Source organism: Pseudonocardia sp. EC080619-01, assembly GCF_001420995.1.
Taxonomy (GTDB): Bacteria; Actinomycetota; Actinomycetes; order Mycobacteriales; family Pseudonocardiaceae; genus Pseudonocardia.
Map to the genome: position 1 here is coordinate 5402752 of NZ_CP012184.1, position 21084 is coordinate 5423835.

The 21084-nt window shown below is 72.6% G+C and carries 19 protein-coding genes and 1 pseudogene; 8 read left to right on the forward strand and 12 right to left on the reverse strand.

Annotated features, from left to right (window positions below; translation table 11 throughout):
• Nucleotides 1-4: 4 nt before the first annotated feature.
• The 4 genes from AD017_RS25315 to AD017_RS25330 are packed head-to-tail and all read right to left on the reverse strand — an operon-like array spanning nucleotide 5 to nucleotide 3877.
• Nucleotides 5-961: a PDR/VanB family oxidoreductase gene (locus tag AD017_RS25315; RefSeq protein WP_174521771.1), complete on the reverse strand. Its 957-nt coding sequence runs from the start codon at nucleotides 959-961 to the stop codon at nucleotides 5-7.
• Entirely contained in the window at nucleotides 958-1995 is a 1038-nt protein-coding gene (locus AD017_RS25320; protein ID WP_060575776.1) for a phosphotriesterase, read from the reverse strand. Before AD017_RS25320 ends, AD017_RS25315 begins: the two co-directional genes overlap by 4 nt.
• Nucleotides 1992-2777, reverse strand: coding sequence for an HpcH/HpaI aldolase/citrate lyase family protein (locus AD017_RS25325; protein WP_060575777.1), 786 nt, complete (start codon nucleotides 2775-2777; stop codon nucleotides 1992-1994). The genes AD017_RS25320 and AD017_RS25325 overlap by 4 nt, the downstream gene beginning before the upstream one ends.
• Nucleotides 2774-3877, reverse strand: coding sequence for an amidohydrolase family protein (locus AD017_RS25330; RefSeq protein WP_060575778.1), 1104 nt, complete (start codon nucleotides 3875-3877; stop codon nucleotides 2774-2776). The genes AD017_RS25325 and AD017_RS25330 overlap by 4 nt, the downstream gene beginning before the upstream one ends.
• A 224-nt stretch (nucleotides 3878-4101) precedes the next feature.
• Between AD017_RS25330 and AD017_RS25335 the strand changes: the two genes are divergently transcribed.
• On the forward strand, nucleotides 4102-5325 hold the full coding sequence (locus AD017_RS25335; protein ID WP_060572134.1) for an IS110 family transposase: 1224 nt from the start codon (nucleotides 4102-4104) through the stop codon (nucleotides 5323-5325).
• 237 nt (nucleotides 5326-5562) lie between these two features.
• On the opposite strand, the pseudogene AD017_RS33630 reads toward AD017_RS25335, so the two are convergent.
• The 6 genes and pseudogenes from AD017_RS33630 to AD017_RS25365 all read right to left on the reverse strand — a co-directional run.
• Nucleotides 5563-5832, reverse strand: a pseudogene (locus tag AD017_RS33630) (Rieske (2Fe-2S) protein); the annotation flags it as partial.
• Nucleotides 5829-7052: an alpha-hydroxy acid oxidase gene (locus AD017_RS25345; protein ID WP_060575780.1), complete on the reverse strand. Its 1224-nt coding sequence runs from the start codon at nucleotides 7050-7052 to the stop codon at nucleotides 5829-5831. The pseudogene AD017_RS33630 and the gene AD017_RS25345, both read right to left, overlap by 4 nt.
• A gap of 1 nt (nucleotide 7053) precedes the next feature.
• Entirely contained in the window at nucleotides 7054-8211 is a 1158-nt protein-coding gene (locus AD017_RS25350; protein WP_060575781.1) for an amidohydrolase family protein, read from the reverse strand.
• Nucleotides 8212-8263: 52 nt separating this feature from the next.
• A complete protein-coding gene (locus tag AD017_RS25355; protein WP_060575782.1) occupies nucleotides 8264-9607 on the reverse strand; it encodes an MFS transporter in 1344 nt (447 codons plus the stop codon).
• 336 nt (nucleotides 9608-9943) lie between these two features.
• Nucleotides 9944-10330, reverse strand: a complete 387-nt coding sequence (locus AD017_RS25360; protein WP_060575783.1) for a nuclear transport factor 2 family protein — start codon at nucleotides 10328-10330, stop codon at nucleotides 9944-9946.
• 32 nt (nucleotides 10331-10362) lie between these two features.
• The gene (locus tag AD017_RS25365) at nucleotides 10363-10986 is read right to left on the reverse strand and encodes a TetR/AcrR family transcriptional regulator (protein WP_010226135.1); all 624 of its coding nucleotides are present in this window, start codon (nucleotides 10984-10986) and stop codon (nucleotides 10363-10365) included.
• Nucleotides 10987-11144: 158 nt separating this feature from the next.
• Between AD017_RS25365 and AD017_RS25370 the strand changes: the two genes are divergently transcribed.
• From AD017_RS25370 to AD017_RS25385, 4 genes are all read left to right on the forward strand, one after another.
• On the forward strand, nucleotides 11145-11939 hold the full coding sequence (locus tag AD017_RS25370) for an SDR family NAD(P)-dependent oxidoreductase (RefSeq protein WP_060575784.1): 795 nt from the start codon (nucleotides 11145-11147) through the stop codon (nucleotides 11937-11939).
• Complete coding sequence (locus tag AD017_RS25375; RefSeq protein ID WP_060575785.1) at nucleotides 11939-13489, forward strand: long-chain fatty acid--CoA ligase; 1551 nt, start codon at nucleotides 11939-11941, stop codon at nucleotides 13487-13489. The genes AD017_RS25370 and AD017_RS25375 overlap by 1 nt, the downstream gene beginning before the upstream one ends.
• A 50-nt stretch (nucleotides 13490-13539) precedes the next feature.
• Nucleotides 13540-14538: an LLM class flavin-dependent oxidoreductase gene (locus AD017_RS25380; protein WP_060575786.1), complete on the forward strand. Its 999-nt coding sequence runs from the start codon at nucleotides 13540-13542 to the stop codon at nucleotides 14536-14538.
• Nucleotides 14539-14640: 102 nt separating this feature from the next.
• Entirely contained in the window at nucleotides 14641-15639 is a 999-nt protein-coding gene (locus AD017_RS25385; RefSeq protein ID WP_145982582.1) for a DUF4389 domain-containing protein, read from the forward strand.
• A 27-nt stretch (nucleotides 15640-15666) separates the two neighbouring features.
• Here the strand turns inward: AD017_RS25385 and AD017_RS25390 are convergent, their stop codons facing one another.
• Nucleotides 15667-16176 carry a hypothetical protein gene (locus tag AD017_RS25390; protein ID WP_060575787.1) on the reverse strand — a complete coding sequence of 170 codons (510 nt, stop codon included), beginning with the start codon at nucleotides 16174-16176 and terminating at the stop codon, nucleotides 15667-15669.
• 189 nt (nucleotides 16177-16365) lie between these two features.
• Between AD017_RS25390 and AD017_RS33635 the strand changes: the two genes are divergently transcribed.
• The gene (locus tag AD017_RS33635; RefSeq protein ID WP_010231373.1) at nucleotides 16366-16869 is read left to right on the forward strand and encodes a universal stress protein; all 504 of its coding nucleotides are present in this window, start codon (nucleotides 16366-16368) and stop codon (nucleotides 16867-16869) included.
• Between the two features lie 1038 nt (nucleotides 16870-17907).
• Here the strand turns inward: AD017_RS33635 and AD017_RS35475 are convergent.
• Nucleotides 17908-18666: an STAS/SEC14 domain-containing protein gene (locus AD017_RS35475; protein WP_010231375.1), complete on the reverse strand. Its 759-nt coding sequence runs from the start codon at nucleotides 18664-18666 to the stop codon at nucleotides 17908-17910.
• Between the two features lie 247 nt (nucleotides 18667-18913).
• Between AD017_RS35475 and AD017_RS35480 the strand changes: the two genes are divergently transcribed.
• Together AD017_RS35480 and AD017_RS25405 are read left to right on the forward strand one after the other, a co-directional pair.
• Nucleotides 18914-19486: a hypothetical protein gene (locus AD017_RS35480; protein WP_010231377.1), complete on the forward strand. Its 573-nt coding sequence runs from the start codon at nucleotides 18914-18916 to the stop codon at nucleotides 19484-19486.
• A gap of 197 nt (nucleotides 19487-19683) precedes the next feature.
• Nucleotides 19684-21078: an FAD-binding oxidoreductase gene (locus tag AD017_RS25405; protein ID WP_060575788.1), complete on the forward strand. Its 1395-nt coding sequence runs from the start codon at nucleotides 19684-19686 to the stop codon at nucleotides 21076-21078.
• Nucleotides 21079-21084: the final 6 nt, after the last annotated feature.

A 21084-nucleotide genomic window follows, 5' to 3' on the forward strand; every position in this document is an offset into this window, starting at 1 on the left:
CTCGTCAGAGGTCCAGCACGAGCCGGGCCGAGCGGGAGCGGGAGCAGCACGGCATGATCACCTCGCCGGAGGCCTGTTCCTCCGCCGTGAGGTAGGAGTCGCGGTGGTCCGGTTCCCCCTCGAGGACGTAGGTCTCGCAGGTCCCGCAGGTCCCCTCCCGGCACGAGGTCGGCAGGTCCACCCCCGCGTCCTCGATCGCCTCGGCGAGGGTCTGGCCGGCCCCCACGGTGAGGGTGATGCCGGACGCGTCGAGCTCGACCTCGAACGCCGTGTTCCCGCCGTCGAGCGCCCCGTCCCTGGGCCGGAACCGTTCGAGGTGCAACGAACCGGCCGGCCAGGCGGCGCACCGCTGCTCGACGGCGTCGAGCAGGGCGCCCGGCCCGCAGCAGTAGATCGCGGTGCCGGCCGTGGGGGAGCCCAGCACGGTGTCCAGGTCGAGGACACCGTGGGACTCCTGTGGCCACAGGACGACCCGGTCCCCGTGGTGTGCGAGCTCCTCCCGGAACGCCATGGTGGGCTCGGCCCGCCCGCCGTAGAACAGGCGCCACGGCTTTCCCGCCACCTCGCACGCCCTGACCATCGGCAGGATCGGGGTGATGCCGATCCCGCCCGCGACGAACAGGTACCGGTCGGCGTCGACCAGGGAGAAGTTGTTCCGCGGTCCCCGGCAGACCACTTCGTCGCCGACCGCCAGCCGCTCGTGGACGTGGGCCGAGCCGCCCCGGCTCTCCGGCTCCCGGAGAACCCCGAGCCGCCAGCGGGTCAGGTCGGCCGGGTCCCCGCAGAGCGAGTACTGCCGTTCGAGGCCCGGGCCGAGGACGAGATCGACGTGCGCACCCGCCTCCCAGGCGGGCAGCTTGTCCCCGGCAGCGGGCGCGAGGTGCAGCGAGACGATGCCGTCGGCCTCCGGCTTAATCGCGGTGACGGCCGCGGTGACCTCGGTCGGCTGCTCGGCCGTCACGAGACCCCCGCGCCGAGCGCCGTCGCGGCGACCGCCTGCGCGGCCGCGGTGTCGCCGGTGAGCACCTGGACGGGATTGACGACCATCATCTGCGTGATCTGGTCCTCGGTGACCCCACGCCTGCGCAGCTCCGGCAGCACGTGGTCGGAGATGCGGTGGTGGTGCCAGTTCGGCGTGTGCTCCGCGCGCCAGGACGGCGGTGTGTTGATCGAGAAGAATCCGGCGTCGTGCGAGATCGTGATCTTCTCCGCGTACCCCTGTCCCAGCAGCGTCACGAGCGTGTCGATGCGGCTCGCGTCGTCGAGCACGAACTCCATGCCGAAGCGGTCCATGCCGATGAAGGAACCGTTGTCCATGAGCTCCTTGAGGTAGTCCAGGTCCGTGGAGTCGCCGCTGTGGCCGATGACCGTGCGTTCGAGGTCAACACCGTTGGCGGCGAACCACTTCTGCTGGTCGCGGCCGTTGGCGTGGGCGACATTGGTGTGCGTGGAGATCGGGACCCCGGTCTCGGCCTGGGCGCGGGCGGCGGCCCGGTAGACCCGGTCGAGGTCCGGCGTGATCCCGTGCTCGTCGGTGACGATCTTGATGATCCCGGCACGGACGCCGTCGGTGCGCGGAATGCCGGTCGTGATGTCCTGGGTGAACATCGTCTCCAGCACGTCCGGCCCGCCGAGGGTCCTCCCGACGAGCCCGTCCGGCGCGTGGGTGTGGAAGTAGGTCGGCAGGTCCTTGGCCGTGTAGTAGCCGGTGGCCACGACGATGTTGAGCGGCACCCCCTCGGCGAGCCGCTGGACGGTCGGGATGTCGCGGCCCAGACCCAGCACGGTGAGGTCGACGAAGGTGTCGATGCCCTTGTCCTCGTGCAGCGAGGTCAGGCTCGTCCGGGCGCGCTCGACGATCGCGGCCTCGTCGTACTCCGGGTGCTCGATGTTCTGCTCGAGCTCGGGATTGCGGGCCATGATGTGCTCGTGCATCAGGGTGGTGCCGATCCGCGTGGCGTCGATCGGGCCCCGCAGGGTGTTCACGGTGCTCATGAGTCTCCTTCGATCAGTGCGTCGCGGGCGGCGCGCGCGGCACCCAGACCCGCCTTGAGGAAGCCGACGTCGGAGCCGGCGGTGACCATGCGGAAGCCGCGGCCGGACTCGGTGACCGGGTCGCCGGTGATCCCGGCGGCGATCCCGGCCGCGGCGCAGGCCGAGACGATCCCGGCGACGGCGGCCCGGTGCGGCTCCTCACGCGGCCCGGTGACCGGGTCGAGGCCGAGGCTCACGGCGAGGTCGCCGGGCCCGATGTACACCCCGTGCACGCCGGGGACCGCAGTGATGTCCTTCGCGTTCGCCACGCCCACCGCGGTCTCGATCATGACCAGGCACAGGACCTGTCCGTTGACGGTCACGGGGTCCGGGCCCAGGCCGTAGGCCGAGCGGGTCGGGCCCCAGCTGCGCACCCCCGTCGGCGGGTAGTGCACGGCCGCCGCGGCCCGGCGGGCCTCCTCCGCCGACTCGATGCCGGGCACGATCACGCCCTCGGCGCCGGCGTCGAGCGCCCGCCCGACGAGCACGGGGTCGTTCGCGGCGACCCGGACCAGCGCGGTGGTGCCCGTCCGGGCGGTGGCGCGCAGCATGTCGACGGGCGTGGCCAGCCCGCCGACGCTGTGCTGCTGGTCGAGGTAGAGGTAGTCGAACCCGGCCACGGCCAGGGTCTCCGCGACGTGCGGGTCGCCGGTGTGGCAGGCCAGCCCGACGGCGGTGCCGCCCGCCTCCAGGATCCCGCGGAGGCGGTTGGGGTGGGTCTCGGTGGTGACGGCGTAGCTCATCCGAGCGCCCTGTCCAGCCGGTACCAGTGCCTCGCCGAGGCGTGCATCACCTGGGGCCGCATGGACTCCGGCATGAGGTCCAGCACCCGGGAGAGATCGTCGGTGTGCAGGTGCGGGTAGTCCGTGGCGAACAGCAGGAGGTCCTCGGACCCCAGCCACTCGATGATCTTCCGGGCGTGCTCGTCCGGGCCGAGGTCGGCCGGGGCGATGGAGAACCGGAAGTGGTCCCGGATGATCTCGGTGGGCAGCCGGTCGACCCACGGTATCTCCCGGCGCAGGCCCTTCCACTTCTTGTTGATGCTCCAGCTCCAGGTGGGCACCCACCCGAAACCGCTCTCCAGCATGGTGACCCGCATGCCGGGGAACTTCTGGAAGATCCCCTCGTAGATCATGCTGGTCATCTGCGCGCCGTAGACCTGGATCTCCGCCGCGTACTCCTCGGCGTACCAGGAGGCGTACCCGGTCGGGGACGGTGCGTCCTCGGAGGTGCCGCCCCAGCTCAGCCCCATGACCAGGTCGTGCCGGGTCATCGCCTCGTAGACCGGCCAGAACACCCGCTGTCCGTAGAGCCGTTCCGAGCGCACCGGCATGGTGACCTGCACGATCCGCGGGTGCCCACCGACGCGCTCGATCTCGGCGGCGGCCGCGGCGGGATCGCGGGCGGGGACCACCATGGAACCGACCAGCCGTGGGTCGCGGTCGAGCCACTCGGCGATCAGCCAGTCGTTGACGGCGCGGGCCAGCGCCGCTGCCCAGTCGGGGTGCCGGAGCGAGTCGACGCCGTAGGCGGTGTTGACGAGCGCGACCTCGGTCCGCCAGGGGTCGAGGATGTGGTCCTGCAGGTCCGCCAGCCGGGACGCGGGCGGGCGGTCCTCGGGCCGCCACTCGTCCCGTGCCGTGGTCGGGGCGTTCGGCGGGTAGGCGAGAGCCTGCCCGTTGGGGCCCCGCCACCCGCGTTCCCGCGCGCCCTGCACCCACACCGGGTCGGTGTAGGGGAAGAGCGCCTCGAGCGAGGGCGGGGTGGCGTGCACGTCGCAGTCGATCACCGGGCCGGACCACACGGCGTCGCGCGTGGTGCCCTGCAGCAGGGGGGTGGTCATGAGGTGTCCCTAAGGTCGTAGGTGTTCGGGGTTGGTGCCCCGGATGCCCGGGACGACGGGGTGTGGCTGATGAGGTGTTGTCGCTTCGGTGGCTCGGAAGGAATGGCCGCCCCGTCGTGCTGGACAGGCCTGGCCACTGATTCGGATCTGTGCGGACCGTCGCTGATTAGGGACCTGATGGCGGGTTGTCCACGGGCGTGACCTGCAACGACAGGAGCCTGCGCGTGGCGCAACGGCCAGTGATCTGGATCGGGATCGACGTCGGGAAGAGGACGCACCATGCGTGCGCGATCGATACCGACGGCAAGGTGGTGTTCTCCCGCAAGGTCAGCAACGACCAGGCCGCGATCGAGGCGTTGCTGGCCCGCGCTGCGGAAGCGGCCCAGGACGTGCGGTGGGCCATCGACCTGACCTGCAGCTATGCGGCGCTGCTGCAGGTGGTCCTCACCGCGGCCGACCAGCAGGTGGTCTATGTCCCCGGTCGGGTCGTCGACCGGATGAGCGGCGTGTTCCGGGGCGAGGCCAAGACCGACGCCCGTGACGCGAAGGTCATCGCCGAGACCGCCCGCATGCGCGGCGCCGACCTCACCACGGTCACCGCCACTGATGAGACCACTGCCGAACTGGCCCGGCTCGTGGCCCATCGCGAGGACCTGATGGCCGACTGGGTGCGCGGGGTCAACCGGCTGCGTGACCTGCTCGGGTCGATCTTTCCCGGTCTCGAGGCGGCATTCGACTATTCCACCCGCAGCGCTCTGGTGCTGGTCACCGGGTTCCAGACACCCCAGGCCCTCCGGGACGCCGGCGAGGCAGGGGTGATCGAGTACCTGCGTGCCCATCGGGCGTGGGCACCGGGTATTGCTGCGATGGCCGCCACCGCGGTCGAGGTCGCCCACGCCCAGACCGTGGCACTGCCCAGCGAGACGCGGACCGCGATCCTTGTTGCCGGCCTGGCCCGACGACTGCTGGAACTCGACCGGGAGATCAAGGACACCGACAAGCTGATCACCACCGTGTTCCGCTCCCACCCGGACGCGGCGATCATCGAGTCGCTGCCCGGTCTCGGACCCATCCTGGGCGCGGAGTTCCTCACCGCCACCCACGGCGGTGTCGGCCCTGAACTGGGCGGATTCACCTCTCCAGGGCGGCTGGCCTCCTACGCCGGACTCGTCCCGGTGCCCCAGGACTCCGGCCGGATCAGCGGGAACCTGCGTCGCCCACGACGCTACAACCGCCGCCTGCGGCGAGTGTTCTACATGGCCGCACTGTCCAGCCTCAAGGTCAATGGCCCGTCCCGGGCCTTCTACCAGCGCAAACGCAGCGAAAGAATGCTTCATACCCAGGCTCTGCTCGCCTTGGCCAGACGCCTGGTCGACGTCCTGTGGGCCCTGCTGCGTGACCGGAGGATGTTCACCATCACCGCACCACAACCCGCTATCGCGGCTTGACACGGTCATTCGGATTCCTCCTCGTGCGGGGCGCAGTGACAGCACGACGTAGTCGGACTCGACCGCCACGTCGACGGTCTCGACGGTGTACGGGCCGGGGATCCGGCCCATCTCGCCACGGTCGAGGGCGGCCCGGACCTCGTCCGCGCCCTCGAGGGCGACGCCGAACGCGCGTGCCCGCAGCGCCGGGTTCCAGGAGGATCGGCCGGTCTCGACGTCGAACTCCCAGTTGTGGAAGGGGCAGGTCACGAACGTCCGGCCCTCGTCGAGGCGGACGTCGCCGGGGGCGCTGGACTCGATCTGGTTGACGACCCCGCCCTCGCACAGCGGCGCCCCCAGGTGGGGGCAGCGGTTGAGCATCGCGTAGTAGCGGCCGCCGATGTTGAACACCCCGATCTCGCGGCCACCGGCCTCGACGATCCGGCGCTCTCCCGGTGGGATCTCGTCGACCCGGCCGACGACGAACCGGGTCGTGCGGCCCGGGCGCCGCGTGGGTGAGGTCGTCACGGGACCTCCACCTCCTTCGTGGGACGGCCGGGAACCGTGTACGGGTCCAGCCAGGTCGGGTCGAGGTCGGCGACGTCGCGGCAGCCCATCAGCCGCATGGTCCGGACCATCTCGCTGCGCAGGATCTCCAGCACCTGCTCGACGCCTGCGGTGCCTGCGGCGGCCAGACCCCAGGCGGGCAGCCGGCCGGCGAGCACCGCGCGGGCCCCCAGCGACAGCGCCTTGAGCACGTCGCTGCCGCGGCGGATCCCGCTGTCCAGCAGCACCTCCGTCCGGTCACCGACGGCGTCGACGATCCGCGGCAGGGCGGTGAGGGTGGCGGGCGATCCGTCGAGCTGGCGCCCTCCGTGGTTGGAGACGATCACCGCGTCCGCACCCGCCGCGACGGCACGGCGGGCGTCGTCGGGGGTGATGACCCCCTTGACCACGAGCGGCCCGTTCCAGTGCGCGCGCAGCCAGTCGACGTCGGTCCAGGTGGGGGAGTGCGAGCCCGCGCCGCCCTTGGTCATCTCGGTGAGCACCATCGGCTTGCCGTCGACCGTCACCTCGGCGGTGTTCGGGATCTCGAACGGCAGCCCGTCGGCGAGGTACCGGGCCAGCCACGCCGGCTTCGGCAGCAGCTGGGGCGCGAGCTTGACCGCGTTGCGGGCGTTGACCCGCATCGAGTAGCTGAATCCGTTCTTGTAGTCGCGCGGGCGGAAACCCGCCACAGCGGTGTCGACGGTCGCGACGAGTGCGGTGTAGCCCGCCGCCTGCGCGCGGCCGACCAGGTTCTCCATCGTGGCCTGCGACGAGAAGCGGTAGAGCTGGAACCACTGCGGACCTGCGACGGCGGCGATCTCCTCCAGCGTGTATCCGGCGGCGGAGCTGGCGACGTGGATCGTGCCCGCCCGCGCGGCACCCGTCGCCAGCCCGATGTCGCCGTCCGGGTGCACCAGGCGCATTCCCCCGCACGGGGCGGTCAGCACGGGTAGGTCGACCGGGGTGCCGAGCACTGTCGTGGAGAGGCCGGGCTCGTCGACCCAGGTGGCCATCCGCGGGGCGAACGCCACGTCCTGGAAGGCCCGGGCGTTGCGCCGCAACGTCACCTCGCCCTCGGAGCCGCCGTCGACGTACTCCCGGATGCCGCGGGGCAGGGCCCGCGCCGCAGCGCGCCGGGCGTCGGTGTGGTCGAGGAGCCGGGCGGCCCGCCGGCGACGGGATGTCTCGACGATCGCCATGTCAGGCACCCACCGCGGGGACACCGTGCCCCGGCCGCAGCGGGATCCCGTACAGGGCGCTCGCGTTCGCGCCCAGGATCCTGCGCCGTCGCTCCAGCGGGAACGACTGCGGCACGGACTCGTAGGGCGAGTCGAAGTCCCAGTGCGGATAGTCGGAGGAGAACATCAGCCGGTCCGCGAAGCCGGACTCCTCGAACATCGCGTAGACGTCGGGCGTCCACGCCGGGTCCTCCGGTTCCTCGACGGGCTGGGTGGAGAACCAGAAGTGCTCGCGCAGGTAGTCCGACGGCCTGCGGGTCAGGTGCGGGAGCTCGTCGCGCAGCTTGTCGAAGGTCGCGTCGAGGCGCCAGGAGAACGGTACGACCCAGTCCCAGCCCAGCTCGAGCAGTGCGACCTTCAGCCTCGGGAAGCGTTCGAAGACACCCTCGAAGACCAGGCTGGACACCATCGAGATCGGCAGCACCGCGAACGCGGCGTGCATCTCGGCGTAGAAGTTCTGGCGGCCGGATCCGGTCGGCTGGCGTCCCATCCCCGGGACGTGGAAGCCCAGCGGGATGTCGTAGTGCTCGCACGCCTCGAAGATCGGCCAGTAGCGCTGCTTGCCGAGCGGGTCCTGCCCGGCGGGGGACATCAGGACCTGGACGTAGGAGTCGCCGTGCGGGCCCTCCTTGCAGCGCACGATCTCGTCGGCGGCACCGGCGAGGTCGCGCGGCAGGGTGATGCTGGCCTTGAACCGGTCGTCGGCGCCGGCCCAGGTGTGGGCCAGCGCGTCGTTGTAGGCGCGATAGATCGCGACGGCGCACTCGTGGGGCATGTTCGCCCCGCCGTGGGTGATGATGTAGGTCTGCGGGCAGGTCAGCACGACGGCGGACATGTCGTACCGGTCGACGACCTGCTCCACGGCCAGGTGCGGGTCGACGCCGACCCGCCCGTGCCCGTCCACCGCGTCGAGGCGGTGGGTGAACTCGCGCTGCGAGGGGGACACCCCACCGCCGAAACTGCCCGTGCCGTAGCGGGCGATGTAGTCGCGCCAGCGCTGCGGCAGGTGCTCGGCGACCTGTGGGTCGGTCGGCAGCGGCATCGGGTGGAAGTCGGTGTCGATGATGCCGAGCTTCTCCTCGACGGGCGCGTCGGCGGGACGGGCGTCGGTGAGGGTCATGATGGGTTTCCTCTGCGGAGTTGCGGCGTGCCGGACGGGCGGGTCGGCGCGGTCACCGGAGCGTGCTGCGGCTGGTCTCGGCGGCGAAGAACACGGCGATCACCGTCAGCAGGCAGGTCGCGCCGATGAACAGGGAGATGCCGGTGGTGCCGCCGCCCGAGGCGGCGAGCAGCGAGGCACAGATCAGCGGGGTGAAGCCGCCGCCGATGGTGCCCGCGATCTGGTAGCCGAGTGAGGCCCCGGTGTACCGCTGGGTGGTCGGGAACAGCTCGCCGAGCCAGGCGCCGAGCGGGCTGTAGACGATGGCGTGGGCGAACGCGGCGAGGGAGATCCCGAGGTACATCGCGCCGGTGCCGCCGCCGTCCATGAGGGCGAACATGACCGGGATGCTGAGCGCCTGCAGGACCGCGCCGACACCGACGACGACGCGCCGGCCCCACAGGTCGGACAGGTAGGCGAACACCGGCTGGAACACGAAGCCGATCGCCGCCGCCACGAGGACGGCGTTGAGGATGTCCGCGCGCGGGAAGCCCTCCGTGATGCCGTAGCTGACGATCCAGGTGCCGTAGAGCGCGCTCGCCGCGAACGCACCGAGGACGAGCGCGACGGACAGGAGCAGGTTCTTCGGGTGGCGGAGCACCTCGACGAGCGGCACCTGCGGCTTCTCGGCGGTGGCCAGGTCCGCCTGCTCACGGGCCTGGGTGAACACCGGGCTCTCCTCGACCCCGAGCCTGATCCACAGACCGATCAGGACGAGCACGGCCGAGAGCAGGAACGGGATGCGCCAGCCCCACTCGAGGAACGCGTCGCCGGTCAGCGCGGCCGCCGCCGCGAAGGCCCCGTTGGCCAGCAGGATCCCGCCGTAGAGCCCCATCTGTGCGACCGAGCTGGACAGGCCGCGGCGCTTCGGTGCGTGCTCCATGGACATGAGCACGGCCCCGCCCCACTCGCCGCCGGCCGACACGCCCTGGACCAGGCGCATCAGCACCAGGATCAGCGGCGCCCAGATGCCGATCGTCGCGTAGGTGGGCAGCAGCCCCACGACGGTCGTCGCCACGCCCATCAGCACGATGGACAGCACGAGCATCCCCTTGCGGCCGACCCGGTCGCCGAAGTGGCCCCAGACGATCCCGCCGAGGGGCCGGGCGATGAAGCCTGCGGCCAGGGTGGCGAACGCGGCGAGGGTGCCGGCCGTGGAGCTGAACTCGGGGAAGTACAGCTGCCCGAACACGGCGGCCGAGGCGATGCCGAAGAGGTAGAAGTCGTACCACTCGATGACCGAACCGACGAAGCTCGACAGGAGCACCCGGTTCCGCATCCGGCGGTTCGGCTGTGGTGAGGGATCACCGCCCGGCACGCCGTCGGCGCTCCGGGCAGCGATCTGCGAGTCGGTCACCCTTGACCTCCGTGGTGGAAGATGATCATCGCCGATGATCGTATATTCTGATGGTAAAGAATATACGTTTGCATCCCGACGGCTGTCCAGACGCGGATCGCGCAGGGGCCGGGGACGCGTGTGTGCGTCATCGTCGGAGCCGTGACGGACGGCCCGGGTCCTGCCGGTCCTGGCCGGTCGGATGGGCCGCTGCGGACGGCGGAAGTGCTCGACGACGGCGACGGGGCTGGTCCCGCCACCGGCGTCCCGGGTGCGGCGGGGCGCCGCCCGGATCACGTCATGTTCGCGAGCGGGGTGCCGGTCCGGTCCGGCCGCCCCGTGCGGATCGCCTGCTGACTACCCGTCGTCGTCCGGGCGTGCGGCGGTGACCTGCGACAGCACGCACTCCCACCGGCCGGCACGCCGGACGAAGACGTCGGTGGTCCACTCGTCGGCGTGGTGCTCCCGGCCCTCGACGTGCGCGGTGTTGAGGACCCGGGCCGTCACGTACCCGAGGTCTCCGTGCACCCGGACGCGTTCGCTGCGCGGAACCGGCTTCATGAGGCTGTGGCGCAGCCGGCCGGTGGCGACGAGGGACAGGAAGTTCTCGCGGGTACCCACGCCGTCGTGGTCGACGAGCACCCAGTCCGGCGCCATGAACGCCGCGATGGCGTCCGCGTCGTTCCGGGCGATCGCGCGGTGCCAGGCGTGGGTGAGGTCGAGCAGCGTCGTGGTGTCGTCCACGCGGGGGATGCTCCCACCGGCGGCGCGCCCCGTCAGGCCGCGTCGGCCCGAGGTGCGCGGAGGGTGAGCGGCATGAGGTCGTGCACCTCGGCCCGGAGCACGTCGAGCGCCTCCTGCTCGTGCCCGGCGAGGTAGCCCAGCACGGCCTGCTGGAACACGCCGTCGAACATCCCGTACGCGGTGTGCGGGGTGAGCGCGGTGCCGGAGCCGGCCAGCTCGGCGTAGCGGGTGACGACCCGCCAGACCATGTCCTCGAGCGTCCGGTCGATCTGCTGGACGGCCTCCCGCAGGCCCTCCTCGAACATGCTCTGAGAGCGCAGGTCGTACCAGAGGCGGTGCATGGGTGCCTCATCGACGATCGTCTGGCGCAGCGTGTCGGCGAAGGCGGCGACCAGGCCGTCGGCGGTGGTCGAGCCGGCGACCGCGCCGTCGTAGCGGGTCACGCAGACGGCTTTGTACTGCCGGACGCAGTACACGATCAGGTCCAGCTTGTCGCCGAAGTAGTAGTGCACGACGCCGTGGCTGAAGGGGGAGTTGTTCGCGATCTCCCGCAGCGACGACCGGGCGAAACCCAGCTCGCCGAGCGTGCGCAGCGCCGAGTCCGCGAGCGCCCTGCGGCGTGCGTCGTGCTTGTCGATCGGATTGGCCCGCGCCATGCCACCGCCCCTCGTCCCCGGTCGTCCGGATCGCCACCCTAACCGATCCTCGTGACGGATGGTCACCAAAATCTGGACGACTGGTCAGCGATATCTTGACAGTCGGTCAGAGTTTCCACGAGGGTGTGGCTCCCATCACCGCCGATGAAGGAGTGCCAGTGACTCAGATCGACCTGACCGGACGCACCGTGCTCGTGACCGGGGGCGCGCAGGGCCTCGGTGAGGGGATGGCCCGCGCACTGGCCGACTCCGGGGCCTCGGTCGTCGTCGCCGACATCCAGGACGATCTCGCGACCAAGCTCGCCGAGTCGCTCGGCGAGCGGCACGGTTCCGTGCACCTGGACGTCACCGACGACGGGTCGTGGTCCGCCGCGGTCGCCTCCACCGTGGACCGGTTCGGCGGGCTGGACGTGGTCGTCAACAACGCCGGTCTCGAGGTCACCCAGCTCCTGGTCGACACCGACCCGGGCGACGTGCGGGCCATGCTCGAGGTCAACATGCTCGGCACGATGCTGGGGATCAAGCACGCGTTCCGCGCCATGCGCCCGGGCGGTGCGGCCGGGCAGGGCGGCTCGGTGGTCAACATCGCCTCGGTCGCCGCGACCATCGCCTTCCCCGCGATCGGCGGGTACTCGGCCACCAAGTCGGGGATCGACCGGCTCACCCGGGTCGCGGCCATGGAGTCGGGCAAGCTCGGCTACGGGGTCCGGGTCAACTGCGTCTTCCCGGGGCTCGTGCCGACGGCCATGGGCCAGAAGCTCGCCGTCGAGACCGCGGGGCTCGGGCTGTTCGAGAGCCCGGAGGCTGCCGTGGGCGCCGTCGTCGAGCTCACGCCGTCGGGCCGGCTCGGCGAGGTCACCGACATCGCCGACGCCGTCGCGTTCCTGGCGTCGGACGCGTCCCGCTTCGTCAACGGCGCCGGCCTGCCCGTCGACGGCGGCATGGGCATGTGATGCGCCTCGTCGACCATCTCGACAAGGGGGCGTCCCTGGATCCGGGTGCGCCCTGCCTGGTCTGCGACGGCGAGGTCGCGACCTACGGCGACGTGCGGGAGCTGGGCGACCGGGTCGCCGCGGCACTCGTCGGGCACGGTGTCGAGCCGGGGGACACGGTCGCGATCCTCTCGGCGAACGACCCGACGTCGTTCACCTGCGTGTTCGGGATCAGCCGCGCCGGTGCCGTGTGGTGCCCGATCAACCCGCGCAACGAGGCGGGCGAGAACCGCGAGCTCCTCGAGCTCTTCGAGTGCTCGGTCCTGATCTTCCAGTCGTCGTTCGCGCCGCTCGTGGACGCGATCCGCGGTGACCTGCCGCGGCTGCGGACCCTCGTCTGCCTCGACGCCGATCCGGAGTGGGCCACCGGCTGGGCGGAGTTCCTGGCCGCGGGGGCCGACGCCGGGCCGGTCGACCGGCAGTGCCCGGACGACGTCGCGATGGTCGTCGGCACGGGCGGCACCACCGGCCGTCCCAAGGGGGTGGTGCTCACCGGGACGACCATCGAGACGATGACGGCGATCACGCTCATGAGCTACCCGTGGCCGCCGGACGGCGGGCGGCCCACCTACCTGGCGCTGGCACCGCTCACCCACGCCGCGGGCGTGCTGTGCTTCCCGGTGCTGTGCCGCGGCGGCTCGATCGTCGTCATGCGCGCCCCCGACGTGGGCGGTTTCCTCGACCACGTCGAACGGCACCGGGTGACGCACACGTTCCTGCCGCCGACGCTGATCTACATGGTCCTCGACCACCCGTCGCTCGACGGGCGGGACCTGTCGTCGTTGCAGTGCTTCTGGTACGGCGCCGCGCCGATGTCGGTGACCCGGCTGGAGGAGGCCCTCTCCCGGATCGGCCCGGTGATGGCGCAGCTCTTCGGCCAGACCGAGGCCCCGATGATGATCTCCACGATGGCGCCGGAGGACCACTTCGCGCCGGACGGGACGGTCGCCCGTGAGCGGCTGTCCTCGGCGGGACGGCCGTCCCCGCTGGTCACCGTCGGGATCATGACCGACGACGGCCGGCTGCTCGCCCGGGGCGAACGGGGCGAGATCGTCGTCCGCGGTTCGCTCGTCATGCGTGGCTACCTCCGGAACGAGAAGGCCACCGCGGAGGTCTCGGCGCACGGCTGGCACCACACCGGCGACATCGGCTACCTAGACGACGACGGCTTCCTGTTCATCGTCGACCGGGCGAAGGACATGGTCATCACCGGCGGGTTCAACGTCTACTCCTCCGAGGTGGAGCAGGTGCTGATGGCCCATCCCGCCGTCGCCGACTGCGCCGTCATCGGCCTTCCCGACGACAAGTGGGGCGAGCGGCTCACCGCCGTCCTCCAGGTCCGGCCCGGCAGCACGCTGGACCCGGCGGAGCTGACGTCGTTCGTGAAGACCCGCATCGGCAGCGTGAAGACGCCGAAACAGATCGAGGTCTGGGAGGACCTGCCCCGGTCGAAGATCGGGAAGGTGCTCAAGGCCGACATCAGGAAGACGTTCCTGGACGTCGCGACCTGATCCCGCTCCACCCCGGAACATCACCCCCGAACGGCGAGGAGGCCGTCTGCATGAAGCTCGCTCTCTATCTCCCCAACTTCCGCGACAAGGTGACGGTCACGGAGCTGGAGGACCTGACCGCCCTCGCCGAGGACCTGGACTTCGACTCCGTCTGGACGCTCGACCGCATCGTCGTGCCGGAGGCGTCGGACCGCGGGGAGCTGCAGTACTCGTTCGGCATGATCCCCGAGATGCCCAAGGGGCTCCCGGTGTCCTCGCGCGGCGAGTGGCTGCAGGGCATGCCGCTCATCCCGTGGCTCGCGGCGAAGACGTCGACGGTGCGGATCGGGATGAGCATCATCGACACCCCGTTCCGGTCCCCGGGTGTCCTGGCGGCCGAGATGGCCACCATCGACCACCTGTCGGGCGGACGGCTGAACGTCGGCGTCGGTGCCGGGTGGATGCCCGAGGAGTTCGCGGCCTCCAGCGCGTCGCACATCTTCCCGAAGCGCAACAAGCACGTGCGCGAGACGATCGAGATCATGCAGGGCGTCTGGGGCGACGACGTCTTCGAGTACCACGGCGAGTTCGCCGACTTCGACCGTTGCGGGTTCGGGGCGAAGCCGCTGCAGAAGCCCGGCCCGCCGATCTTCTTCAGCGGCCTGAAGGACCCGCGGCGCGCGGCCACGCGGATCAGCAGGTACGGCCTCGCGGGCTGGATCGGGATCCAGGACTCCCCGGAGGACATCACCCGCTGGCGGACCGAGATCGCTCGCGAGCTCGGTGAGATCGGCAGCGAGCGCACGGTCGACGACCTCGAGATCAGCAGCATGCTGTGGACCGTCATCACCGACACCGACGTCGACCAGTCTCCCGGCGGTAAGCTCACCAACCTCCTCGTCGGGTCCGCACGGCAGATCACGGACCGGCTCAAGGCCTACAAGGAGGCCGGGATGACGATGCCGATGTTCTGGCCGCCGTTCGCGGACGTGCCGGTCGCGAAGACGCTCGACGACCTCAAGCGGATCAAGGAGGAGATCATGCCCGAGGTCGAGGCCACGAGCACCTGACGGCGGCAGGGCCGACCGGCCCGCCGCGCCCGTGACCTCCGGCCCCCGGAACGGGACGGTCGTCACTGGCCCCGGTTCCGCGGACGGGCGAACCGTCTGTGCATGACGAACTCGACGGATCCGGCCACCTCGGACCCGGGGTCACCGGTGCGCCTGCAGGCCCGGCTCGATCCCGTCCTGTCGCGGTGGCTCTGGCTGGTGAAATGGCTGCTGCTGGTCCCGCACATCGTGGTGCTCGCGGTGCTCGGGGCGGCGGTGTGGGTGCTGACGATCGCGGCGTTCCTCGCGATCCTGGTGACCGGCCGCTACCCGCGCGTGCTGTTCGGGTTCAACCTCGGCGTGATCCGGTGGTGGTGGCGGGTGGCCTGGTACGGCTACGGCGGCCTCGGCACGGACCGCTACCCGCGGTTCGCCCTCGACGACTCCCCGGACGACCCGGCCCGGCTCGACGTCGCCTACCCCGGCTCCCTGTCCCGCGGGCTGGTGCTGGTCAAGTGGTGGCTGCTCGCGCTGCCGCACTACGCGGTGCTGGCGTTCCTGGTGGGCGCAGGCGGGACCGGCCTGGCCCGGGCAGGGGGTGGGCTCCTGTCCCTGCTCGTGCTGTTCGTCGCGGTGCTGCTGCTGTTCACCGGGGGCTACCCGGCAGGACTGTTCGGCCTGGTCACCGGCATCGACCGGTGGGTGCTGCGGGTGGTCGCCTACGCCGGTCTGATGACCGACGCCTACCCCCCGATGCGGATGGACCAGGGCGGGACGGATCCCGCGGGCCCGCTGCCCGGCCCGGGCACCTCGGCCCGCGCCGCCGCACCCGCGGCGACCGAGGCGGCCGCGGGCTCGACGGCCCTGCGCACCCGGCCCGGGACGACGACCGTCACGCCGGCGGCCGTGGTCCAGCCTCCCCCGACGGGCCGGTCGGTCCTGCTCGGGATCGGGGCGTGGCTGGTGCTGCTGGGCGCCGGGCTCGGCATCGGCGGCGGCACCGGGGCCACCGGCCTCGCCGCCGTGGTGGCGGCGGTCGTCGCCGGGTCCGTGGTGCTGCTCGTGGGCGTGGCACTGATCGTCGTCGGCGCGCGCCCGCTGCCCGACGGCGACCAGCGGTGAGCCCCGGCGGCGTGGCCCGGCCCGCCGTCAGGGCGTGCCGGTCGTCGTCGGGGCGGGGACGAGGGTGCGCGCCCACGCCCGGGCCCGGTCAGGCTCGCCGGGACGCAGCGGGCCGTTGCCGGTGACCACGAACGACTCCGGCGGTGCCGCCGGCCGGTACCCGCGGTGGCGGAGCGCGCGGTGCGCCGACCGTGCGGCGGACCCGGGGATCCACGGCGAGACCCGCGTGTCGGCGCAGGCGAACCGTGCGTCGCCCGGGGAGGCGGGCGGCAACCGGTCGATCCACTCGCGGATGCCGTCGGCGCCGGACCCGCCCGCGCCCTGCCGCACGGCGTCGGCGCGGGTGGAGGGCCGGCTCATCCCGAGCGCGTGCGTGGGGCCGAGCACGACCAGCAGGTCGCCCGGGCGCAGCGGGGTGCCGGGGGAGGGCGGGTCGACGACGACGTCGCAGCCCCGCCCGCGCAGGCCGTCGGCCACCGCGTCGGCGACGGTCCGGGTGTTGCCGAACAGGGACTCGACCACGATCTGCGCGTGCACGGGATGCTCCTCCCGGAGGCGGGACGGGCCCCGACGGTGGCCCCCGCCCGTCGCCGTTCCCAGTCGCGAAGGCCCTGTCGCCCGCGGGGCGATGGTCCCCACCGGGGCGGGTGGGAGTGCCGGTCACAGGACACGGCCGGAGAGCGCAGCCTGCGGACACCCCCTGCACCGACCCACCGAGGAGACACCATGGACGCCACCGGACGGACCGGCCCGCGCCCCGACGAGATCGTCGTCGGCGTCGACGGGTCACCGACCTCCCGCACCGCCCTGACCTGGGCGCTCGCCGAGGCTGCACGGAGCAGGAGGTGGGTGCGCGCGGTGCGGGTCTGGGACCCGACGGCGCTGTTCGCCCCGCCCGCCCCGGTCGTCGAGATGCGGTCGACCGTCCGCCACGAGGAGCAGCTCGCGCTGGAGGCCGACCTCGCGGCGGTGCTCCCGCGTGCCGGGATCCGGGTGGAGGGCGAGCTGCGGGAGGAACCCGTCGTCGACGGGCTCGTGGCCGCGTCCGCCGGAGCGGCGATGCTGGTACTCGGCAGCCACGGGCACGGGCCGGTCAGCCGGATGCTGCTCGGCTCGGTGAGCGCCGCGTGCTCCCGGCGGGCGCGGTGCCCGGTCGTGATCGTCCCCGCCCGGGCGGAGACCCCGGCCGACGCCGACGTCACCGCTGCGGGCCCGGCCGCCGAGGTGTGAGGCCGGGCCCGGTCACACGGGGGCAGTGGCTCCGAGTCCTCGGTGAGGACGTCCTCGACCGGCCGCCGGGGCGTGGGCGGGCTCGCGGTGGCCACACCCAGCCGGATCGCCGCCTGGATCCGGCGGGGCCGCCCCAGCAGGCGGTGCACGTCGGTGCGGACCGGCTCGACGTCGATCAGCTCGGACAGGAACGCCGCGGACAGGCCGTGCGCGGCCGCGGCGAGCAGCACGGACTGCAGGCCCTCACCGGCGCGGACCTCCTCGGCGGGCCCGTCGGCGTGGGTGCTGACGAACCCGAGCAGCGGCGACGACGGTGACAGGCCCTGCCCGTCGGCCGGCCGCGCGCCACCGGGCAGCCACACCGCCGACGGGGACACCGCCGGACCGCCGAGATCGGCTGCCACCCCGTCGTGCCGGTCGTCGGCCCACGACGTCCAGCGGGCCACCTCCGCCCGGAACGCGGGATCGTCCATCCGGGTCCGGTAGGCCCGCCGGGCCATCGCCCCGAGCCGGTCGGCGACCTCGGGGTCGGCGACGAGATCGAGCCAGACCCCCGCGTCGATCGCGGCCCGCCGCAGTGCGAGCCGGGCCTCGGCCGTGACCCCGCCCGGGCCGAAGTCGGTGCGCTGGGTCCGCCGGACGCCGATCGCGTCGAGCATCGCCTGCTCGGGCACGGTGGCCGGGCGTCCGCTCCCGCGGCGCACGGTGGCCATCAGCCACGGATCGGTCCGGTCCGGGTGGAGGGTCACGAACGGCCGGTGCCCGAGCCCGATCAACGCGAGCCGCAGCGTGCGCACCGCCGCCCCGCACGCGAGCCGCTGCTCGCGGCCGTCGGGATCGGCGACCCGCAACCACCGCTCGGGGTCGCGGAGCACGTCGATCGTCCCGGAGCGCAGCCGGAACCGCCACGGCTGCGTGTTGTGCACCGACGGCGCGCGGGTCGCCGCGCCCAGCACGGCGAGGATCTCCGCCCGGTCCAGCCGCAGACCGGTCACGTGGGTGCCCAGCGGCACGTCGTCCACCTCCCGGCCGGTCACCTCAGTGGTCGACCGCGGCCGGGCGGTCCGCGCCCGCCCAGGCGATCGCGGCCTCGACGTCGGCGTGCCGGAAGTGCCGGACGCCGGGGTGCAGCACGGTCCCGGCGACGGCCGGGGCGAGGGTGGGCAGGATCCCGTCGAGGGCGAGCGCGACCCGCCGCACCCGGCGGTGTTCCTGCATCACGAACTCGGCGTGCCGGACCAGGCCGCTCAGGTTCTCCCACCCCGGGAACGACGACGCGACGAGCACCAGACCGGCCAGTTCGCCGTGCGCGGCGTACCAGGAGTCGATCTCCTGCCGGAGCCGGTCGAAGTCGGCGGCCCGCAACGCCCGGTCCACCCGGACGACGGCGACGCCGTCGTCGGGCCGCAGCTCCACCGAGAACCCGGCGGCCGGGAGCCCCTCGAGCCAGGCGACGGCGCGGTCCTGCTGCGACTCCGGGAACACGGCCAGCGAGTACGGTGTCAGCACGGCCGCGACCCGGCAGGCGACACGGACCGCCTCCCGGTCGCTGACGACGGCGCACCCGTCGAACAGCGGGAGTGCACGCAGGCCCAGGGTGACGTCCTCCCACATCGCGTCGGGCGTGATGCCGTCGAACGCGTCGTCGAGGACCACCAGCACGCGCAGCCGGCGGCCCGCGGCCGCTGCGGAGTCCAGCAGCGGGACGACCGCGGCCTCGTAGTCGGCCCGGGAGATGGTGCCCGACGCACGGACGCCGTCGACGCCCTCCGGCAGACCGTCGATCCTGGTGATCATCGGATGGTCCCCTCCCACGTTGCGTGCCCTGACGGCGCCCGACGATCCCACCCGGTGCGCGCTCCGCGACAGGCGCGAACGACCCGTCGTGCCCGGGACCCAGGTCACCCGTCCTCGCTGGTCCGGTCGTCCCCGTGCCGTCCGGCCCGGTGCGGACGGGACCCCCGGCCCCTTGCATCCGTGCGTCCGGCCCTGTCCGGCCGCGGCGCCGGTGCCCACGATCGGCGGGGTCGATCGGAGGCCGGTCATGGGCCACAACACCGGCGGTACCGACGCGCCGTCCCGGCTCCGGCGGCGCACCGAGCGCATCGAGGACGGTCTGTCGGTGTTCCTCGGCGTCCTGGCCGCCCTCGCCGCGGTGCTGTGCCTGACGCTCGCGTCCACGGTCCACACCGACGCCGTCGGGCGGGCGCGGGCCGAGGCCGCCGACCGCAGCCCGACGGCCGCGGTGCTGGTCACCGGCACCGTCACCGTCGGGCGCGAGGCCCCGGCCCTCCACCACCCGGCGACCGTGCGCTGGACCGGCCACGACGGTGAGATCCACACCGGACACACCGTCGTCCCGGTGACCGGCCCCGCCGGGTCCGCGGTCGAGGTGTGGACCACCGCCGACGACCGGCTGGTGCCGCCGCCGCCCGCCGCGGCCGACATCTGGGTCGCCACCCTCGCCGTCGGCACGATCGCGGCGGTCCTCGCCGGAGGCGCGTTGTGGCTGCTCGCCGCACTCCTGTTCCGGTGGACGGCGCGGTGCTACGCCCGCGCCTGGGCCCAGGACTGGGCCCGCGTGGAACCGCACTGGACCGGCCGCTCCCGCACCTGACCCTGACCCTGATCCGACGTGATCACGGATCGGGAAGCCACGCGGACATCCGTGACCGCCTCGCCTCCCGATCCGTGATCACCGGGCCTGACGGGATTTCACCAGTCCGGTCGATGGGCGCCGGAGCGGGGCGCTGGACCATGGCCGGGGCCCGCTCCGGCCTGCCGAGCGCCGGACGGCGGGTCCGTGGAGGAACCATGACCCGGACAGCCGACGCCCACGAGGCACTCCGCACCGCGCTGGACGGTCGCGTCGTCACTGCCGAGGACGGGGACTACGACGACGTCCGGCGGGTCTGGAACGCCGACATCGACCGCAGGCCCGCGGTGATCGCGCAGTGCGTGTCGACGGGGGACGTCGTCGCCGCCGTCGGGTACGCGCAGGCGGTGAGGCTGGAGATCTCGATCCGCTCCGGGGCGCACAACGTCGCGGGCCGGTGCACCGGCGACGACGGCCTCATGATCGACCTCAGCCGGATGCGCGGTGTCGTGGTCGACCCGGAGGCCCGGCGCGCCCGGGTGCGGGCGGGCGCCCTGCTCGCCGACGTCGACGCCGCCACCCAGGCGTACGGGCTCGCGGTCCCGCTCGGGGCGATCAGCCACACGGGCGTCGCCGGCCTGACGCTGGGCGGCGGGATGGGCTGGCTGAGCCGGCAGGCGGGCCTGACGATCGACAACCTCGAGTCCGCCGAGGTCGTCGTCGCCGACGGGCGGGTGCTGCGGGCCTCCGCCGACGAGAACCCGGACCTGTTCTGGGCCGTCCGGGGCGGGGGCGGCAACGTCGGTGTCGTCACGGAGTTCGAGTTCCGCCTCCACGAGGCCGGTCCGATGGTCGAGTTCGGGTTCTTCTTCTGGGAGGTCGAGCGGGGCGCCGAGGCGCTGCGGCTGATGCGCGACGTCGTCGGGGCGTTGCCGCGCTCGCTCAACGCGTTCATCGCGTTCACGAACGCGCCGCCCGCGCCGTTCGTCCCCGAGGAGCAGCACCACCGGCCCGGCTACGTCCTCCTGCTGAGCGGGTTCGGCGACCCCGCCGCGCACGCGCAGGTCGTGGACCGGGTCCGGGCCGGGCTCCCACCGCTGTTCGACTTCGTGACGCCCATGCACTACACCGAACTGCAGCAGCTGCTCGACGAGGGCGCCGCCTGGGGGTTCCACTGCTACGAGAAGAGCATCGAGATCGGAGACTTCACCGAGCCGGTCATCGAGGTCCTGACCGAACTCCTCCCGCAGAAGGTCTCGCCGCTCACGGCCATGATCGTCTACCGGCTCGACGAGGCCTACCTGGAGACCGGCGAGCAGGACACCGCCTACGGCGGTCGGCGGATACCGCAGTACGAGGTGTTCCTGTCCCCCGTCTGCGCCGATCCGCAGGAGCTCGTGAGGGATCGGAGGTGGGCGCGTGCGATCTGGGACGACCTCCGACCGCTGGGTCTCGGGATCGGCGGGTACGTGAACTCCATGTCCGACGAGGTGGACGACGAGCGCGTCCTGGCCGCCTACGGGCGGGAGAAGCTCGACCGGCTCGCCCGGATCAAGGCCGAGTACGACCCGGGCAACGTCTTCCACCGCAACGTCAACATCAAGCCGGTCTGAGCGTCG

Coding starts and splice junctions, on each gene's coding strand:
- AD017_RS25320 (WP_060575776.1), bottom strand. CDS start 1,995: ATGAGCACCGTGAACACCCTGCGGGGCCCGATCGACGCCACGCGGATC.
- AD017_RS25325 (WP_060575777.1), bottom strand. CDS start 2,777: ATGAGCTACGCCGTCACCACCGAGACCCACCCCAACCGCCTCCGCGGG.
- AD017_RS25330 (WP_060575778.1), bottom strand. CDS start 3,877: ATGACCACCCCCCTGCTGCAGGGCACCACGCGCGACGCCGTGTGGTCC.
- AD017_RS25345 (WP_060575780.1), bottom strand. CDS start 7,052: ATGGCGATCGTCGAGACATCCCGTCGCCGGCGGGCCGCCCGGCTCCTC.
- AD017_RS25350 (WP_060575781.1), bottom strand. CDS start 8,211: ATGACCCTCACCGACGCCCGTCCCGCCGACGCGCCCGTCGAGGAGAAG.
- AD017_RS25365 (WP_010226135.1), bottom strand. CDS start 10,986: ATGGCGCGGGCCAATCCGATCGACAAGCACGACGCACGCCGCAGGGCG.
- AD017_RS25375 (WP_060575785.1), top strand. CDS start 11,939: ATGCGCCTCGTCGACCATCTCGACAAGGGGGCGTCCCTGGATCCGGGT.
- AD017_RS25380 (WP_060575786.1), top strand. CDS start 13,540: ATGAAGCTCGCTCTCTATCTCCCCAACTTCCGCGACAAGGTGACGGTC.
- AD017_RS25385 (WP_145982582.1), top strand. CDS start 14,641: ATGACGAACTCGACGGATCCGGCCACCTCGGACCCGGGGTCACCGGTG.
- AD017_RS33635 (WP_010231373.1), top strand. CDS start 16,366: ATGGACGCCACCGGACGGACCGGCCCGCGCCCCGACGAGATCGTCGTC.
- AD017_RS35475 (WP_010231375.1), bottom strand. CDS start 18,666: ATGATCACCAGGATCGACGGTCTGCCGGAGGGCGTCGACGGCGTCCGT.
- AD017_RS35480 (WP_010231377.1), top strand. CDS start 18,914: ATGGGCCACAACACCGGCGGTACCGACGCGCCGTCCCGGCTCCGGCGG.
- AD017_RS25405 (WP_060575788.1), top strand. CDS start 19,684: ATGACCCGGACAGCCGACGCCCACGAGGCACTCCGCACCGCGCTGGAC.